18 protein-coding genes and 1 tRNA gene are annotated in these 18,049 nt (G+C 41.9%); 12 read left to right on the top strand and 7 right to left on the bottom strand.

Features of this window, described 5'->3' with window-relative positions; all coding sequences use genetic code 11:
• The first annotated feature begins 54 nt into the window (after positions 1 to 54).
• From rsmA to V7S74_RS03325, 4 genes are read left to right on the top strand one after another with little or no spacing between them, the layout of a single operon-like run.
• A complete protein-coding gene (gene rsmA, locus V7S74_RS03310; protein ID WP_406777342.1) occupies positions 55 to 837 on the top strand; it encodes a 16S rRNA (adenine(1518)-N(6)/adenine(1519)-N(6))-dimethyltransferase RsmA in 783 nt (260 codons plus the stop codon).
• A 50-nt stretch (positions 838 to 887) separates the two neighbouring features.
• Positions 888 to 2,264 carry a magnesium transporter gene (gene mgtE, locus V7S74_RS03315; RefSeq protein ID WP_406777343.1) on the top strand — a complete coding sequence of 459 codons (1,377 nt, stop codon included), beginning with the start codon at positions 888 to 890 and terminating at the stop codon, positions 2,262 to 2,264.
• A gap of 3 nt (positions 2,265 to 2,267) precedes the next feature.
• On the top strand, positions 2,268 to 2,717 hold the full coding sequence (gene dtd / locus V7S74_RS03320; RefSeq protein WP_406777344.1) for a D-aminoacyl-tRNA deacylase: 450 nt from the start codon (positions 2,268 to 2,270) through the stop codon (positions 2,715 to 2,717).
• A gap of 2 nt (positions 2,718 to 2,719) precedes the next feature.
• Positions 2,720 to 3,046, top strand: a complete 327-nt coding sequence (locus V7S74_RS03325) for a nucleotide pyrophosphohydrolase (protein WP_406777696.1) — start codon at positions 2,720 to 2,722, stop codon at positions 3,044 to 3,046.
• Here V7S74_RS03325 and V7S74_RS03330 read toward each other — a convergent pair.
• Positions 3,043 to 3,702: a hypothetical protein gene (locus V7S74_RS03330; protein ID WP_406777345.1), complete on the bottom strand. Its 660-nt coding sequence runs from the start codon at positions 3,700 to 3,702 to the stop codon at positions 3,043 to 3,045. The genes V7S74_RS03325 and V7S74_RS03330 overlap by 4 nt on opposite strands.
• 142 nt (positions 3,703 to 3,844) lie before the next feature.
• Between V7S74_RS03330 and V7S74_RS03335 the strand changes: the two genes are divergently transcribed.
• From V7S74_RS03335 to V7S74_RS03345, 3 genes are read left to right on the top strand one after another with little or no spacing between them, the layout of a single operon-like run.
• Positions 3,845 to 4,732: a hypothetical protein gene (locus V7S74_RS03335; RefSeq protein ID WP_406777346.1), complete on the top strand. Its 888-nt coding sequence runs from the start codon at positions 3,845 to 3,847 to the stop codon at positions 4,730 to 4,732.
• A 16-nt stretch (positions 4,733 to 4,748) separates the two neighbouring features.
• A complete protein-coding gene (locus V7S74_RS03340; protein ID WP_406777347.1) occupies positions 4,749 to 6,002 on the top strand; it encodes a DEAD/DEAH box helicase in 1,254 nt (417 codons plus the stop codon).
• Positions 5,999 to 7,243: an alkaline phosphatase family protein gene (locus tag V7S74_RS03345; protein ID WP_406777348.1), complete on the top strand. Its 1,245-nt coding sequence runs from the start codon at positions 5,999 to 6,001 to the stop codon at positions 7,241 to 7,243. Before V7S74_RS03340 ends, V7S74_RS03345 begins: the two co-directional genes overlap by 4 nt.
• A 6-nt stretch (positions 7,244 to 7,249) precedes the next feature.
• Here V7S74_RS03345 and V7S74_RS03350 read toward each other — a convergent pair whose 3' ends face one another.
• The 5 genes from V7S74_RS03350 to rpoN form a co-directional block, all read right to left on the bottom strand.
• Positions 7,250 to 8,116, bottom strand: coding sequence for a bestrophin family protein (locus tag V7S74_RS03350; RefSeq protein WP_406777349.1), 867 nt, complete (start codon positions 8,114 to 8,116; stop codon positions 7,250 to 7,252).
• Between the two features lie 58 nt (positions 8,117 to 8,174).
• Positions 8,175 to 8,248, bottom strand: a tRNA-Arg gene (locus V7S74_RS03355).
• Positions 8,249 to 8,322: 74 nt separating this feature from the next.
• Positions 8,323 to 9,093, bottom strand: a complete 771-nt coding sequence (locus tag V7S74_RS03360) for an enoyl-CoA hydratase/isomerase family protein (protein WP_406777350.1) — start codon at positions 9,091 to 9,093, stop codon at positions 8,323 to 8,325.
• A gap of 80 nt (positions 9,094 to 9,173) precedes the next feature.
• Positions 9,174 to 9,527, bottom strand: coding sequence for a four helix bundle protein (locus V7S74_RS03365; RefSeq protein ID WP_406777351.1), 354 nt, complete (start codon positions 9,525 to 9,527; stop codon positions 9,174 to 9,176).
• 156 nt (positions 9,528 to 9,683) lie between these two features.
• Positions 9,684 to 11,111: an RNA polymerase factor sigma-54 gene (gene rpoN, locus V7S74_RS03370; RefSeq protein WP_406777352.1), complete on the bottom strand. Its 1,428-nt coding sequence runs from the start codon at positions 11,109 to 11,111 to the stop codon at positions 9,684 to 9,686.
• 134 nt (positions 11,112 to 11,245) lie between these two features.
• On the opposite strand from rpoN, the gene asnS reads away from it, so the two are divergent.
• From asnS to V7S74_RS03395, 5 genes are read left to right on the top strand one after another with little or no spacing between them, the layout of a single operon-like run.
• Positions 11,246 to 12,676 carry an asparagine--tRNA ligase gene (gene asnS, locus V7S74_RS03375; RefSeq protein ID WP_406777353.1) on the top strand — a complete coding sequence of 477 codons (1,431 nt, stop codon included), beginning with the start codon at positions 11,246 to 11,248 and terminating at the stop codon, positions 12,674 to 12,676.
• A gap of 1 nt (position 12,677) precedes the next feature.
• A complete protein-coding gene (locus V7S74_RS03380; protein ID WP_406777354.1) occupies positions 12,678 to 13,028 on the top strand; it encodes a diacylglycerol kinase family protein in 351 nt (116 codons plus the stop codon).
• Between the two features lie 12 nt (positions 13,029 to 13,040).
• On the top strand, positions 13,041 to 13,703 hold the full coding sequence (locus tag V7S74_RS03385; RefSeq protein ID WP_406777355.1) for a DUF4290 domain-containing protein: 663 nt from the start codon (positions 13,041 to 13,043) through the stop codon (positions 13,701 to 13,703).
• A gap of 6 nt (positions 13,704 to 13,709) precedes the next feature.
• On the top strand, positions 13,710 to 15,017 hold the full coding sequence (murA, locus tag V7S74_RS03390; RefSeq protein WP_406777356.1) for a UDP-N-acetylglucosamine 1-carboxyvinyltransferase: 1,308 nt from the start codon (positions 13,710 to 13,712) through the stop codon (positions 15,015 to 15,017).
• Entirely contained in the window at positions 15,017 to 16,375 is a 1,359-nt protein-coding gene (locus V7S74_RS03395) for an MATE family efflux transporter (protein WP_406777357.1), read from the top strand. Before murA ends, V7S74_RS03395 begins: the two co-directional genes overlap by 1 nt.
• Positions 16,376 to 16,634: 259 nt before the next feature.
• Here V7S74_RS03395 and lpdA read toward each other — a convergent pair whose 3' ends face one another.
• Positions 16,635 to 18,041 (bottom strand): dihydrolipoyl dehydrogenase, encoded by a 1,407-nt coding sequence (gene lpdA / locus V7S74_RS03400; RefSeq protein WP_406777358.1) that lies wholly within the window; start codon positions 18,039 to 18,041, stop codon positions 16,635 to 16,637.
• Between the last annotated feature and the right edge of the window lie 8 nt (positions 18,042 to 18,049).

Consider the following 18,049-nt stretch of genomic DNA (forward strand, 5'->3'; position numbering starts at 1 on the left):
TGTTTAAATGTACAAAAAAGGGCTTAATTTTACCCCTTAAACCCACAAGACACGGTGCAAGTAAGAGCAAAAAAGAGTTTAGGACAACATTTTTTAAATGATTTAGATGCCGCTAAGCGCATCGTAGATGGCTTGCAACCGAATGGCGCCTATACGAAAGTATTGGAGATTGGTCCGGGTATGGGGGTATTGACACAGTTTTTGGTCAAAAAAACAGAATACGAAACCTCCCTCATCGAAATCGATAAAGAGTCCGTGGACTACTTACGTAAAAACTATTTAGAGTTTACCGGCCCTCGTTTAATTGATGGTGACTTCTTACGTTATCCCCTTGAAAATATTTTCGGAGAAGAGAAGTTCGCGATTGTGGGCAATTTCCCTTATTTCATTTCTACTCAGATCTTCTTCCGAATTTTGGAATACAAAGACCAATGCATCGAAGTAGTGGGCATGTTACAGAAAGAAGTGGCTGTCCGTTTAGCGGCGAAACCGGGAAATAAAGATTACGGCATTTTAAGCGTATTGCTTCAAGCCTTTTACGATATTGAATACCTCTTCAGTTTAGGACCTGAGGTATTTACGCCTCCCCCAAAAGTCAACTCCGGTGTTATTCGACTGGTACGGAATTGGGACAAAAAACTAGACTGCGATCCGGCTAAATTTAAGTCTTTGGTCAAAATGGCGTTCAACCAACGTCGCAAAACCTTACGTAATGCCCTCAGAGCCTTGCAATTACCAGAACACCCATTGCTCTCTAAACGCGCGGAACAATTGGGTGTAGCTGAGTTCACCGAGTTAACGATTTTATGGAAAGATAATGGCTACCAAGGCGCTTAATCGAGCTATTTTTAGTAATTTGCGCCGTTACATCTAAAATCCCTCAAAACATGGAAGAATTAAACCCAAATCACCTTCCGTTTGAACTAACCAAAGAGTTCTTAGAGGACATTCGCTTATTGATCGAAAATCAAGCGAATGAGGAATTGCTTTTGAAATTAGATGAACTATTCCCCGCGGATATCACGCACATTCTTATCGAGTTAACGACAGAGGAAGCGAAGTATTTAGTGTTATTAATTGATACTAAACTAGCCGCTGAAATCATTTCTACGCTCGATTCTGACGACCGTAAGAAGTTCTTAAAGAACTTTACTTCGAAAGAAATTGCTCAATACATCAACGTGATCGATTCAGATGACGCGGTGGATATTTTAAATGAACAACCCGTAAAAGTACGTGAGGAAGTAATCGCCTTATTGAAAGACCGGGAGCAAGCTCGATTCATAATCGACTTAATGCATTACGACGAGGATTGTGCGGGTGGTTTAATGCAGAAAGAATTAATTAAGATTAATATCTCTCAAACTGTTACCGAGTGTGTGGAGGAAATCCGCAAACAGGCGGAAGACGTGGAGAAAGTATATTCCGTCTATGTCATAGATGATGATGGCAAATTATTAGGTACTGTTTCTCTGAAGAAAATCATTTTAGCTAAGCGAGGTTCTAAAATCGCTGATGTTTATGAAGATGATGAAATCGTATCCGTTCAAACCTATGCCTCTGGTGAAGAAGTGGCGGATTTAATGCAGAAATACGATTTAGAAGCCATTCCTGTTGTCAATATTCAAGGTCGACTTTTAGGCCGAATCACCATCGATGACGTGGTCGATTTCATTACGGAATCCGCGCAAGAAGATATTCAGGTCATGGCCGGTATCTCCGAGGACGTAGAGGAAGATGACTCAGTTTGGTTATTAGTTCGTTCCCGTCTTCCATGGTTAATCGGAGGTATGGTCGGTAGTTTTTTAGCGGCTAAAATCATTGATCGATTCGACGATACCATCTCCATTTTACCTGCGATTTCAGCCTTTATTCCCTTGATCGGCTCTACGGGAGGAAATGTAGGAATTCAATCATCCTCTTTAATCGTTCAATCTTTAGCAGATAAAAGTGGTCTAGATACTACGTTGTGGAAACGTCTTCAGAAAGTGCTCCTAGTTGCTTTAATCAACGCTTTAATTGCGTCCATCTTCGCATTTGGATGTTCCTTATTAGTGGATTCAGGCCAAATCATGTTATCCATGACAGTCTCTCTTTCTTTGTTTGCCGTGGTAATGCTGGCTAGCTTAATGGGGACAATCACTCCGCTCGTCTTAAATCAATTAAAGATTAACCCAGCCGTAGCTAGTGGCCCTTTTATTACCACGACCAATGACATCTTAGGCTATGGGGTTTATTTCTTAATTGTTTACTGGCTTCTCTAGCATATGATAGCGGTTATTCAACGCGTCAGTCAAGCGACACTTCATATTGACGGAGCATTACAAGCTTCTATTCAACAAGGCTTTATGGTGCTTTTAGGCATTCATGTGGAGGATACTCCAGAAGATGTAGCCTATCTCGCTGGCAAAATCGCAGGACTACGTGTTTTCTCAGACGAAGAAGGCAAAATGAATGTAGATCTACAGGCGATTAACGGAGAACTATTACTCGTAAGTCAGTTCACCCTGTATGCTGCCACTAGAAAAGGCAATCGCCCTAGTTTTTTAGAATCTGCCAGACCTGAACAGGCTATTCCGCTATATGAACTACTGATTAGCACATTATCTGAAAAGCTAGGCAAAAAGATCCAAACCGGCGTTTTCGGTGCCGATATGCAAATTAATCTCACGAATGATGGTCCTGTGACCATAATCATCGACTCTAAAAATCCTTAATGATGACTATATCTGAAGCCCAACAACAAGTAGATGAGTGGATTAAGACGGTAGGTGTTCGCTATTTTAGTGAGCTGACTAATATGGCGATGCTGACAGAGGAAGTGGGTGAAGTCGCACGCATCATTGCGCGTCGGTATGGCGAACAATCAGAGAAAGAGTCGGATAAAAATAAGGACCTTGGGGATGAAATGGCGGATGTCTTGTTTGTATTGATTTGTCTAGCGAACCAAACGGGCATTAACCTAGAAGAGGCTCTGAAACAGAACCTCTTAAAGAAGACGGTACGCGATGCAGACCGTCACAAGAACAACCCTAAATTAACCTAGCGAACAGGTATTTGGCTGGATTCAATTTTCTTTGCTATCCCTTTACCCTCTTCTTTCGATGGGATATAAGGTTTCAAAATCGTGATTTGTTCTAGCGTTGGGTTCATTTGTTGAATCGAAGGATGACGCACATCAAACTCTGCCTCTCCTGACACTTTATTGAATTCTTCTACGGAAATATTTTGACGCTTATTACGGAAGGAAACTTGGTGCGTTAACGTGCTATCACCCGCTAATTTGCCCCCTTCCCAGGAAACGACAGAACCACCGTGTGCCCAGCCAAAACCGGAGATCGTGAAATTCTTTGTATTAATCTTCTCTACTTCTTGAAGTGTTAATCCTAAATAAAGGCCTGAACTTGTTTTCCAAGCAGAATTATCACCTTGAATACTCACATCTGATATCTTACCTTCATGGAAAAACACACTGGCTTGTTTCGCTGTACCAGGGAAAATAATCGCGCCTTTTAACGTGTCATCGCCCGAAATGATGGAGGTATCCAATATCACAGATTTCTCCCCATATTTTGCAATTAAGCCTTTCGCATCCGTACAGGCTAAGACTTCGTTTAAATTCTCGGTGGGTGCACTCACTTCAGGATTTGAGCTACAAGCGGCAAATACAGCCGCAGCTAAAAAGAGGATGATTTTTTTCATGGTTACAGAATTATACCTAAAATTACCGAAGCTTCCGGAGAGAAGCAAGTTAGAAATATTCCAAATTAGCTCAGCAAAATAAATCCAAGTTCTCAGCGTTTATTGATTTATACCTATATTTGTTTTTAAAATGCTGCATCCTATGCTTCGTACTAGTTCTTTACTCCTTCTGTTTTTGTTGACTTTCTGTTCAGCTACGCAAGCTCAATTTTGGAAAATTGGTAAAAAAGGAGGAACCGGTTTCAAAAGGTCGACTTTTAATCCGCATACATCTATTGGCTTTGGAGTAGGCAGTTCCCATTACTACAGCTTAAACGACGAATTAACGATGTTTAATCGTTTAGTAAATGATCAATCTCGATTTAATGTAGGTACTCATTTAACCCGTCACGTCAGCAAGAACTTCAGCATTAAAGGAAATTTGAATTATATCCGCCTGGCTGGTAATGATTATACTTTTGATAATTCAGCGCTATTACCGACCACACCCGATTTACGTTTCCGGTTTAGAAATGATATTGTGGAGTTTGGGTTATCGGGTTTATTAGAGTTAAACGGTAATCAACAAAGTTATATGAAGCGTAATCGCTTCTCTCCCTATTTGTCTGCTGGAATAGCCTTAGTTTCTACTAATCCGGAGCTTTATCAATTAGATTCACTTGGAGGAGCGGGTATTCCCGGGGCTTCTTGGAGAAACTATTCAGACATCATTGCGACTGATTACCCAACTAACCCTATCCGTAATTTCAACGAAACAATCCCCTCCATTGGATTTTCTATTCCCGTAGGTGTTGGTTTTAGATATCGATTGAATGATTTTATGGATTTCGGATTTGAGGCTAGTTTACGAACGCAACTGGGAAATTTGTTTTCAGCTCCTAAAAATCAACCCGCTCAAACGGAGTTAACAACCAAACTTTTAATTCCCTCAGAATACGCGACTAATTTAGTCGATCACTATTTTGTAACTCAATTTCAATTAATCTTCCACCTTGATCGAAGCATTGATTGTCCACCTATCAGAAGGTAAAATAAACACACATACTTTGACATTTGAAGAACTCGGGCTTAGCCCACAAATTTTAGACGGTATCAGTTCCATGGGATACAAGACCGCAACACCGGTACAATCCCAAGTTATCCAACCCATATTAGCAGGCCGCGACATTTTAGCCTCAGCGCAAACAGGAACCGGTAAAACAGCCGCCTTTCTTTTGCCCATCATCCACAAATTAATTACCGAACCTCATCCCGAGGATCACATCAATGCCCTGATTATCGTACCTACCCGTGAACTGGCCATTCAAATCGCTGGAAACATGGAAGGCTTGGGCTATTTCACGAATGTTAGCTCAATTGCCATTTATGGCGGAGGGGATGGAAATTCCTTCACGACGGAGAAGACAGCTTTGACCAGCGGTGTGGATATCGTGGTTTGCACACCAGGTCGCATGATTGCCCACTTGAATATGGGTTATGTGAATTTAAAACACTGTAGTTATTTAGTGCTCGATGAAGCGGATCGCATGCTAGATATGGGATTCTCGGATGATTTGATGAAGATCATCTCATTCCTGCCGGAGAAACGCCAGAACCTTTTATTCTCTGCGACCTTTGCGCCTAAGATGCGGACGCTAGCACAAAAACTGTTACAAAATCCGGTCGAAATCAACATCGCCGTTTCGAAACCCCCAGAGCAAATCGTTCAAGAGGCGTTCGTGGTATATGAAAAACAAAAGAGTCCGTTAGTAAAGCACTTATTAAAGTTGCAAGACTATACCCGCGTGATTGTTTTCTGTTCTAAAAAGCAAAATGTCAAATCCCTGACGGCTGATTTAAAACGCGCACGATTCTCTGTAGAGGAAATACACTCGGATTTAGAGCAAGAGGTTCGCGAACAGGTTTTGCAAGATTTTAGAAATAAGAAGACGAAGATTTTAGTAGCCACGGACATTCTAAGCCGCGGTATTGACATCGACGAAATCGAATTAGTGATTAATTACGACGTACCTAACGACGGCGAGGATTATATTCACCGCATCGGTCGTACGGCACGTGCACAAACGAAAGGAACGGCCTATACGTTCATTACGGAATCTGAACAACGTAAGTTTAAGACAATCGAAGATCTGTTAGAAAAAGAAGTGACAAAAGCGGCCGTTCCGGAGGAATTTGGGGAAACACCTGAATACAATCCAGCAGCTCAGAAAAGTTCTTTTGGTGGATATAAGGGCAAATCTGGTGGCAAGCCGGGTGGCGGCAAGTCTGGCGGTGGTAAATTTTGGAAAAAGAAATCATGAGAATACTCGCTTTATTATTGTTTTTTAGCCTTCAGGCTTACGCACAAGACACCACTCAGCACATCATCGCTGGACGTTCAAATGCCCTAAAACAACAAGAAAAGCCTTATGTTATTTTGATTTCAGCAGATGGATTTCGCTCTGATTTTTCTCATAAATACGAAGCAAAATTCCTGCAATCGAAAGAAAAATCCGGTGTAAAGGCAAGCTATATGCAAGCCTCCTACCCTACACTCACCTTCCCTAATCATTATTCCATTGCTACAGGATTGTATCCAGCGCACCATGGTTTAGTAGATAATACCTATTTAGATGTGAATTCTGGACAAGAATACCGGATGTCGAATAAGAAAATGGTAGGCGAAGGTAAATGGTATGGTGGAACACCGCTTTGGGTATTAGCCGAGAAACAACAGATGATGGCTGCCAGCTTCTACTGGGTGGCCTCTGAAGCAAATATTCAGGACACCTATCCTTCTTACTACTACGTCTACAACGAAGCCATTGATATCAAAACGCGTATCGCACAAGTCAAGAATTGGCTTTCCCTACCTGCAGACAAGCGTCCGCATTTAATTACCTTCTACTTCCCGGAAGTCGACCATGACGCCCACGAATTTGGCCCAGAGGATCCCCGCGTTCAGCATTCTGTACAATTTGTGGATCAGGTTATTGCAGATCTAGAAGCGGCCGTAGCACCGTTAGGTCTTCCGATTAACTTCGTGTTCGTCTCGGATCATGGGATGAAAGAAGTGGATAACGTGAATACGATCAGCAAACCGGCACCTTTGAACACTACCGCCTTTCAGGTACCTTGGGGAGATGCCTTATTGCATGTGTATGCAAAAGATTCTACCAAAATCGATTCTACTTACCAAGAATTGAAGAAGGATACGCGTTTTACAACGTTTCGCCTTGATGAGACTCCAGCACATTGGCATTACCGTAAAACGGATGATCGATATAACCGCCTAGGTGATTTATTATTAGTCCCAAAACTTCCACAGGTATTCAACCTCTCCACGCGCAAAACCTCAAAAGGGAAACACGGATTCGACCCATTGCTTCCTGAAATGCGCGCAAGCTTCCAAGCTTGGGGGCCTGCAATTAAATCAGGACTCACTTTAGAAGGATTCGAAAACGTGAACGTCTATCCTTTTGTCGCCAAAATCTTAGGTTTAAGCTATGATCCTAAGTCGATCGATGGGAAACTGCAGGTTTTGCAGAAAGCTTTAAGATAAGCGCGATCAAGCGAATATCTCCTCTACATGCTTTTTTATATTGGCAGCAATTTTATCTGTAGGTAAATCATTGGCATCAGTACCAAAAGGATCTTCTATTTCCTCTGCAATTAATTCTAAACTGGCCAATACATAAAAGATAAAAACCACCACCGGTATCACATAATATCCTAGCGTAAACACGTAACTAAAAGGTAAAGTCATCACATAGATGAAAATAAATTTCTTAATGAATGCGCTGTACGAATAGGGTATTGGCGTATTTTTAATTCTTTCACAAGCCCCACATACGTCCGTAAACGACTGCAATTCAGCATTTATATATAAAAGTTGATGGCCGCTTAATCTACCCGTATTATAGAGGTCATTTGACTTTTTCATGATCATCTTAGCCACCTGATTAGGCTTGTGCTTGGTATGGTCTATTTGCAAATCCAAGCCTTCAAAAAGGACAAGACCTGATTCATCATCTGCTAAATATTTTTGAAGTACAAAGGCATATAAAGGGATGACTTTCTGATAAAAGTGACGATCAACTTCATTATCTAAAATCGCAGCTAATTTCAAGGCTAAATTCCTACTAGAGTTCACTAATGATCCCCATAATTTTCTTCCTTCCCACCAACGATCATAGGCCGTATTAGTTCTATAGGCAAGTAACAAAGAGATGACAAATCCCAACATACCGTGCATAATGGATATATTCTTCACTTTACTATCCTCACCTAAGTGAAAATATTCCATTTCCAAAAAGCAAATAAGTCCAGAATATACCCCTATAAAGAACATTAGAGGCAATAATTTTCGAAATGTATCTGACTGATGTAACTTAAAAATAAAGGTGATCCAGTCTTTTGTATTGTATTGTACCATAGGCCTGTAAATTAGGCAAAAAAAAAGACCTGTAAAAATACAGGTCTTTTGATTTCTGTGGTCGCGTAGGGATTCGAACCCCAAACCTTCTCATCCGTAGTGAGATGCTCTATCCAATTGAGCTACGCAACCATTGCCCTTTCGGGATTGCAAAGGTAGAATTTCTTTGGCAAAATGAAAAACTATCCCCTAAAATTTTCTAAAAATTATTTCCCTTTGAAATGAGGAGCCCTTTTCTGCATAAAGGCGGTCACGCCCTCTGCGAAGTCTTCACTGTGACCAAGTATCGTTTGCTCCTCTGCTTCGGAAGCTAATGTCGCCGCTAAATCTTGATTATAAGCACGTTGCAAACTACGCTTCATGAGAGAGATGGCTAAAGTGGCTTTCTTTGAAAAGGATACGGCAATCTCCTGGACTTTAGCCTCCCATTCTTGTTCTGATACGACCTCAGCCACTAATCCTATTTCTTTGGCTTCCATTGCTCCTACTTTACGTCCTGTCGTCGCTAATTCAAATGCGCGGTGATAACCTACTGACTGCATCAAAAAGGAGGTGGATCCAGCGTCCATGGCTAAACCGATTTGGACAAATAATTCGGAAAAATAGGCGTCCTCTTTCGCGATGAGATAATCGCAGGCCAATGCTAAACTGCAACCAGCCCCAGCCGCCACTCCATTAATAGCTCCAATAACTGGTTTATTTAAGCCACGTAAGGCAGAAATCATGGGGTTATAAGTTGATCTCAATACATTGCCTAGATTAGGGTCTGTTACACCTGACTTCAAATCTGCTCCCGAACAGAAGGCTTTCCCTTCGCCCGTGATGACTAAAACACGGACTTCATCGTCTATTTGGGCAGCTTCCGCTACTTCTCTGATCTCATGAATTAAACCCGCATTTAAGGCATTATATACCTCAGGACGATGTAAGGTTAAGGTCCACATGGGACCGTTGCGGTGAAGCTTTAGGTAATTCATATTGAATGGTAAATGGTGAATGGCAAAAGAATGATAAATGGTAAATGGTGAATGGTAAATGAATGGAATCTATTTAGTGTTCAATTCATGTTTTGCTTAACTGTTATCAAAATTCTTGTAATGATATGCAAAATATCGTTTGCATCTTTCAAGGGTAGAAATAATTGTTCGGAGGATATATAATTCGATGCTTCCAAAAGCTTTAGCCAATAAATAGATTCATTAATTTCTTTTTGAGCAATACTCATTTTATGTCTAAAATCTGCCCTGGATTCAGCATGGTCAGCTTCCATCACCATCGCACCCACAGATGTGGAGCAGCGTAATAATTGCTTAGATAAGACGTATTCCCTTTCTTGTTGAAGTAATTTATAAACAGAAATAATTTGGAGAGAAAATGCGAAGGTTTTTGTTTGGATAAGATTAGTTGCCATAGTTTTTGGCAGAAAACTAAAGAAAATTAGGCCCAATTCATATCAACATTTTGATAAAAACTGCCCCCTAATTTACCATTCACCATTTTAATGCCACTCATTCACCATTTACCATTTACCATTCACCATTCACCATTTAAATGCCATTTAACATTCTTAGAGGTGTTTCCTTAACCTCGCCACTGGAATACCCAATTGATCGCGGTATTTAGCCACCGTTCTGCGTTTCACGACGAATCCGCGTTCGAGTAATAATTGCTCTAAATCCTCATCTGAATGGGGTTCCGAGCTAGGTTCTTGCTCGATGATTTCGCGCAAGATATTTTTCACTTCGCGAGTGGAGAAGTCTTCACCCGATTCGTGGGTGATGCCTTCGGAGAAGAAGTATTTTAGGGGAAAGATGCCAAAATCAGTTTGGACTGACTTCGCAGAAACCACACGAGAAACAGTGGAAATATCCATCTCAATCATCGCCGCGATTTCCTTCATCTTCATTGGTTTCAAAACTGCTTCGTCACCAGTACTAAAGAAATCAAATTGTTTAGCGACAATACTCTCCATCGTCTTCATCAAAGTACCCTGGCGCTGCTGAATGGCAGAGATAAACCAAGAAGCAGAATCTAATTTATGCTTGATAAAAGTAACGGCTTCCTTGATATCCTTTTGCTGCTTATCGCCTTTATCATAGGTCTGAAGCATTTCTTGGAAGGCCTTAGATACCCGAAGTTCAGGGGCATTTTTCCCGTTGAGTTTAATTTCGATCTTTCCGTTTTGATTCGAAATGATGAAATCAGGCTGCAAATAAGGAGCGATAGGTGCGTCGTCTCCCCCACCTGGTTTTGGATTCAAATGGGTGATGACATGCATCGCCTTTTTAAGCTCCTCTTCGGTGATGGCAAGTTTGGAGAGTAAAACACTAAAATGCTTTTTGGAAAACTCCTCAAAAAAATCATCAATCAAGCGAATAGCTAATGCATGAGCTGGTGTATCCGATTCCTTGCGATGTAATTGCAATGACAAACATTCTTGTAACGAACGGGCAGCAATTCCGGCTGGATCTAGTGATTGCACTTTAAACAAGACCTGCTCCACTTCGTCATAATCGGTTTCAAAGCCTTGTGTGAAGGCAAGATCGTTCACAATGCTTTCGATGTTTCGGCGTAAATAGCCGTCCTCTTCTAAAGAACCGATGATTTGCTGTGCTAAAACTTCTTCGCGCTCGGTGCAAACAACGTAACGGATTTGGTTTAACAAATACTCCTGAGTGCTAGATTCGGTGGCCAAAGGGCGTTCACGCGTCTCCTCATTCGGATCATATGAATCACCGGCCATCTTGTAACCGGCATAATCATCCTGTAGATAATCCCCCACTTCCATCTCCTCGCGCTCTAAATCATCAATCGTTTCGCGTGGGACATCTTCAGCAGAGTGATCCAAACCTTCTTCCAGCGCCGGATTATCCTCCAATTCCTCCTCGATTCTGGCAGCTAATTCAGCTGTCGGAATCTGCAACAACTTGATATACTGTATCTGTTGTGGAGAAAGGTTCTGTTGTTGATTCTGTTTTAAGGATAATCCCTGCATCGTCTGTATAATCTACACCAAAGATAAGCCGATTTTTAATTACAAATAAATAAAATAAATCGGTTTTTTATCCGTATTTTTGAGGGTTATTGCCTCTATTGAGGCCTTTTCCTTTTAAAATGCCCGAGTCATTTATGCAAATCAAAGAAATACTAGGTTTAACACCCACGCAGCAAAGCATCGTCGTGAAAGGTTGGGTGCGTACAAAAAGAGTATCCTCCTCTGTCGTTTTTATCGCCATCAATGATGGGTCGACTATTCATAATATCCAAGCCGTAGTTTCTGAGGGAACTGTTTCTGAAGAAACCTTGAAATTAGTGACGACTGGTTCTTGCATCGCCGTGACGGGTAAATTAATTGCCTCACAGGGTCAAGGACAATCGGTAGAAGTAGAAGTGGTTTCCATCGAAGTGTATGGAACTGCAGATCCTGAAAAATACCCTTTACAGCCAAAGAAGCACTCTTTAGAGTTCTTACGTGAGATTGCGCATTTACGCCCACGTACGAATACCTTCTCTGCGATTTTACGTATTCGCCACGCATTGGCTTATGCGATTCATACCTATTTTAACAACAACGGTTTCTTCTATTTGCACACGCCTATCATCACGGGATCGGATGCGGAAGGCGCTGGAGAGATGTTCCGCGTGACGACTTTGGACCCCATTAATCCTCCATTAACGGAAGAGGGTAAAGTGGATTACAAAGAGGATTTCTTTGGAAAAGAGACGAATTTAACGGTTTCTGGCCAGTTAGAGGGTGAATTAGGGGCGATGGCTTTGTCCAAAGTCTATACCTTCGGCCCTACTTTCCGTGCAGAAAATTCGAACACAACTCGTCACCTGGCTGAGTTCTGGATGATCGAGCCAGAAGTCGCTTTTTATGAACTAGCTGATAATATGAATTTAGCGGAGGACTTCACTAAATTCTGTATCAAATACGCTTTAGATAATTGCGCTGACGATATCGCCTTCCTAGAGAAGCGCTTAATCGAAGAAGAAAAGAATAAAAAGAAGGAGGAGCAGTCAGAAATGACCTTGTCTGAGAAGTTACGTTTCGTGACAGAAAATGAATTCGAACGCTTAACTTATACCGAAGCGATCGACATTTTATTGAATTCGAAAGCGCACAAAAATGGCAAATTCGTTTATCCAGTAGAATGGGGAATCGACCTTCAGTCCGAACACGAGCGTTATTTAGTGGAGAAACACTTCAAAAAACCAGTAATTCTAACGAACTACCCGAAAGACATCAAAGCCTTCTACATGAAGTTAGATGAGGACGGGAAAACGGTTCGTGCGATGGACGTTTTATTCCCGGGTATTGGTGAAATCATCGGGGGATCTCAAAGAGAGGACGATTACGCGAAGCTTTTACAACGCACGAAAGAGGTAGGTATCGAGGAAGAATCGATCTGGTGGTACTTAGAAACACGTCAATTTGGTTCAGCGCCACACGCTGGTTTTGGACTTGGATTTGAGCGTTTAGTGTTATTTGTGACGGGTATGAGCAATATTCGTGACGTAATTCCATTCCCTCGTACACCTAAGACGGCTGAATTTTAAGATGTTTGGTTTAAAGCACGCAATTAACGGCATTATTGATCTTATCAAGCAGGAACGCAATGCGAAGTTCCATGCGGCAAGTACGGTTGTGGTTATTTATGTGGGTTTTAGACTTGGATTTACTGGATCTGAGTGGATTTGGATTTCGCTGGCTGTGGCCGGTGTTTGGGTGGCTGAATTGTTTAATTCTGCTTTAGAGCGAATTACGGATTTAGTTTCTCCACAACAGAATGAATTAGCGAAGAAGGCCAAAGATTATGCGGCTGGAGCGGTATTGATGATGGCTATTTGGGCAATCATCGTATTTTTAATCATCGCTTTACCTCGCTTATTATTGAATTTAATGCTTTAAGAGCAACAAAATATGAAAGAATACGGATCAAGTGTTCAAAAATTAGTGAATTACATTTTGACCATTGCGGATGAAGAGCAAAGGACAAAATACGCGTTTTTGATGGTCGAGGTGATGAAACAAATTCACCCGAATATGAAGGATAATAGCCAAGACTATTCGAAAAAATTATGGGATGATTTATACATCATGTCTAATTTCGAATTGAATGTGCAAGGCCCATTCCCTCCTCCTTCCCCAGAATCTTTAGGTAAAGCCCCTCGTAAAGTGGCTTATAACCAACATAACCTACGTTTTAAGCATTATGGCCGCAACGTAGAGTTATTAATTCTTCGTGCGATCGCTGAGGAAAAAGTAGAAGACAAAAAGATTTTAGTGGCCTATATCGCCCGCTTAATGAAAGGATTCTATGTGACCTGGAACAAGGAGTCAGTAGATGATGCGGTGATTTGGCAGAACATCAAAGAGATGTCCGAAAACCTATTAGGCACCATCGTGGACGAATTATCTCAAGAAGGTTTAGGTCACGCCAAGGTAGCTAATAACGCAAGAAACGCCTATAACGCACCGGAATACCCGAATAGCAATAACAATAACCGGAACAATAATTACCGGAAGAACAACTTCAGAAATAATAACAACAACCGAAATAACAATTTCCGTAAAAATAAGTAATCATTTATGGCATCATTTAAAGTAACCGGTGGCCGCCGTTTAAAAGGAGAAATTACTCCTCAAGGAGCAAAGAACGAAGCATTACAGATCTTGTGTGCCGTGGTTTTAACAGCAGAGCCTGTAACCATCCACAATATCCCGAACATTCGCGATGTAAATCAATTAATTGATTTATTAGGCGATATGGGCGTGAGCATGCGTCGTTTATCCGAGTCAAGCATTGAATTCGATGCCTCACAAGTCAATATTGATTACTTAGAATCAGAAACCTACAAGAAAAAAGCGGCTGCACTTCGTGGTTCAGTGATGCTTTTAGGACCTACGTTGGCCCGCTTCAAGAAAGGACGTATTCCTTCACCAGGTGGAGATAAAATTGGTCGTAGAAGATTGGATACGCACTTCTTTGGCTTCATGAAGCTAGGTGCGAAGTTTAACTATAGCCCAGAGGATGGCGGTATCTACGAAGTAGATGCGTCTGAATTACAAGGTGCTTACATGCTTTTAGATGAGGCTTCGGTAACTGGAACGGCGAACATTTTGATGGCAGCTGTTTTAGCGAAAGGTAAAACAATCATTTACAATGCCGCTTGTGAGCCTTATTTACAGCAATTGAGCAAGATGTTAAACCGCATGGGGGCGAAAATCTCCGGTATCGGTTCGAACATGTTGATTATCGAAGGTGTTGACGTGTTACATGGAACAGAGCACACAATGCTTCCAGATATGATCGAGATCGGTTCATTCATCGGTTTAGCGGTGATGACTCAATCGGAGATTACGATTAAGAACTGCCAAATTCCTGAACTAGGCATCATTCCAGATGTATTCAAGAAATTAGGTATCAAAATGGAATTCCGTGGAGACGATATTTTCATACCTTCTCAGGAGCATTACGAATTAGAAAACTTCATCGATGGGTCGATGTTAACGATCTCTGACCACCCGTGGCCAGGTTTCACACCGGATTTATTATCGATCATTTTAGTAACTGCGATTCAGGCCAAAGGAACGGTCTTAATCCACCAAAAAATGTTCGAATCCCGTCTATTCTTTGTTGACCGTTTGATCGAAATGGGTGCTCAAATCATCCTTTGCGATCCACACCGTGCTACGGTTGTTGGTTTCGACCGCAAGCAGACCTTAAAAGGAATCCGCATGTCATCTCCTGATATTCGCGCGGGTGTTTCTCTTTTAATCGCTGCGATGTCTGCCAATGGAACGTCTATCATTGATAATATCGAGCAAATCGACCGTGGTTACCAAAACATTGATACGCGTCTTAACGCCATCGGCGCAGAAATCGTACGTATCTAATGTCCCTTCTTTCTAAAATAAAACAGACCGTCCAATTAGCCTTACCCATCGTGGTAGGGGAATTGGGCGTTATGTTAATGGGTCTAGCCGACACCATTCAAGTAGGCCAAATGTCCACCGGTGCCGCCGAAAGCCTAGGAGCTGCAGGAATGGCACAATCCATATTTTTTACCATTGCGATTATCGGTATCATCTGTATACAGATTGTATCGCCCATGATTTCCAAAGCAGTTGCTGAAGGAGACAAAACTGAATGCGGTAACCTCCTACGAGCTAATCTCCGTGTAGCCACCTTTTTAGGCATAATTACGATCCTTATTACCTACCTCATTGGTTTAAACTACGATTTATTTGGCCAAACAGAGGAAAACAAAGCGTTAACCCTACCCTTCTTAAGTTTAATCTCTATTTCGGTTTTACCCATATTCTGGTTCATTGCCTTAAAAAGCTTCATGGATGGATTACAACGGACAACAGTGGGTATGACGATTACCATCATCGCCTTAGCTCTAAATGTTTTCGGCAACCATTTATTGATCAATGGATTATGGGGATTACCTGCCCTAGGCTTATTCGGATCAGGCATTTCGACCTTGCTGTCCCGTATATTTATGGCGGGAGCATTAGCTATTTATGTATTTACAAGAGAAGAGTTCAAGCCCTATCTGAGTAAAGGCCATGTGCATGTGGTGAAGAATGTCTTAGAAAAAAACATTCTCCGCATTGGAATTCCTTCCGGAATGCAAGGTTTCTTTGAAATCGCCACTTTTGGAATGGCGGTCGTTATGATGGGCTGGATTTCTGTGACAGCACAAGCGGCTCACATTGTGGCGATTAATATGGCATCCATAACCTACATGATGGCAACCGGGATTGCAGTCGCTGGCGGAATTAATGTAGGAACTGCCATCGGTGAACGAAATCGTTCCGGGATTATTCAATCTGGGAAGGCCGCACTCGTACTCTCCATTTTATTCATGGGGGCTTGTGCTTTAGTTTTTTTCTTCGGCCGGGAATACCTAGTTCGCGGCTATACTCAAGATTTACCTGTTATTACGATTGCTGTCACCTTAGTAGTTTGGGGGGCTATTTTCCAGCTATTTGATGGCATTCAAGCCGTATCACTAGGATTATTACGCGGGCTACAAGATTATAAAATCCCTACAGCAATCACCGTGATCTCCTATTGGGCAGTCGGAATTCCTCTTTGTTACTATATCGGTATTTACCAAAAAGTAGGCGCTGTAGGCATCTGGGTAGGCTTAACTGCAAGTTTAGTGTGTTCGTCAGCTTTGCTTTCGTGGCGGTTTTATGTGCGAGCGAAGGGGGTGAATTTTGAGGACCTTGAAGTTGAATAAAAGCACAAAAAACTTTAACTAAAGTATAAAGCACAAAGAATAAAGTATAAAGTACGTGAAAAAAGGGCTCGAAATTCGAGCCCTTTTTTTGGTATCATGAAATGCTGATTTACATTACCTAAATTCATCGCCAAAGGCGATTCAAACTTTATTCTTTTTACTTTATGCTCTATTCTTTAAATCTTCTGTATTCATCAAAAAAGGCGCAAATTGCGCCTTTTTTAATTCCATATCTATACTCTACTCTATAATCTCTAATCTAAGAATGAAGAGCTCTCTTCGCCGTTGCTGCCAAGCAAGCCTCTTTCATCGCCTCCGTATACGTCGGGTGAGCATGAGACATGCGAGCAACATCTTCAGCGGAAGCACGGAATTCCATTGCAACTACTGCTTCAGCGATCATATCAGCGGCACGAGCACCAATGATGTGAACTCCGAGAATTTCGTCAGTGTTTGCGTCGGCTAAAACTTTGGCTAAACCATCCACATCCATAGAAGCAACTGCGCGACCTAAGGCTTTGAACGGGAATGAACCCTCTTTGTAAGCGATACCAGCAGCTTTTAATTCTTGTTCCGTCTTCCCTACAGAAGCCACTTCTGGCCACGTGTAAACAACACCTGGAATTAGATTATAGTTGATATGAGGTTTTTGGCCAGCAATAACTTCTGCTACAAAAACGCCTTCCTCTTCTGCTTTATGTGCTAACATCGCACCGCGAACCACGTCACCGATGGCATAAATGCCTGGAACGGATGTTTGTAAAGTATGCTCATCGACTGCGATGCGACCACGCTCATCAGCTGTCAAACCAGCCGCAGCAAGGTTTAATCCATCTGTGTACGGACGACGACCGATACAAACTAAGCAATAATCACCTTTGATCTCGACTTCTTTTCCAGCTGAGTCTTGGGCTTTCACCGTCACTTCTTTGCTTTTTACAGCAGCTGAAGTCACTTTATGCGATAAGTAAAAGTCTGCGCCTAATTTAGCAATCGACTTTTGTAATTCTTTTCCCATCGTCTTGTCCATCGTTGGAATCATGCTGTCAGCAAATTCGACGAAAGATACTTTGGAACCTAAACGAGCATACACCGATCCTAATTCAGCACCGATTACACCGGCACCGATCACGATTAAATGCTTCGGAATTTCTTTCATTTTCAACGCCTCTGTCGACGTAATGATGCGTTCCTTGTCTACCGGAATGAAGGGCAAAATAGTAGGCTTCGATCCAGTGGCGATGATGATATTCTTCGCTGATAAAACTTCAGAGCTACCATCTTCTTTGGTCACTTTTACTGTTTTAGCCGAGTCGAATGATCCCAAACCGTGGAAGGTCGTAATCTTGTTCTTCTTCATCAAATACGTAATACCACCGTTCATTTTCTCAACGACACCCGTCTTACGAGCGATCATTTGAGCTAAATTAACTTTAGGCTTCGCGATTTCGATTCCATGCTCTGAAAAACTATGTACGGCATTGTAATAGTGCTCGGATGAGTCCAAAAGGGCTTTGGAAGGAATACAACCTACGTTCAAACAGGTTCCACCCATCACGGCATATTTCTCCACGATAGCGGTTTTAAAACCTAACTGAGCCGCACGGATCGCCGAAACGTATCCTCCTGGGCCTGAACCAATAACAACTACATCAAATTCTTGCATATAGGCAA

Origin of the sequence: Aquirufa novilacunae (assembly GCF_045310505.1) — a bacterium.
In the GTDB taxonomy this organism is placed as follows: domain Bacteria; phylum Bacteroidota; class Bacteroidia; order Cytophagales; family Spirosomataceae; genus Aquirufa; species Aquirufa novilacunae.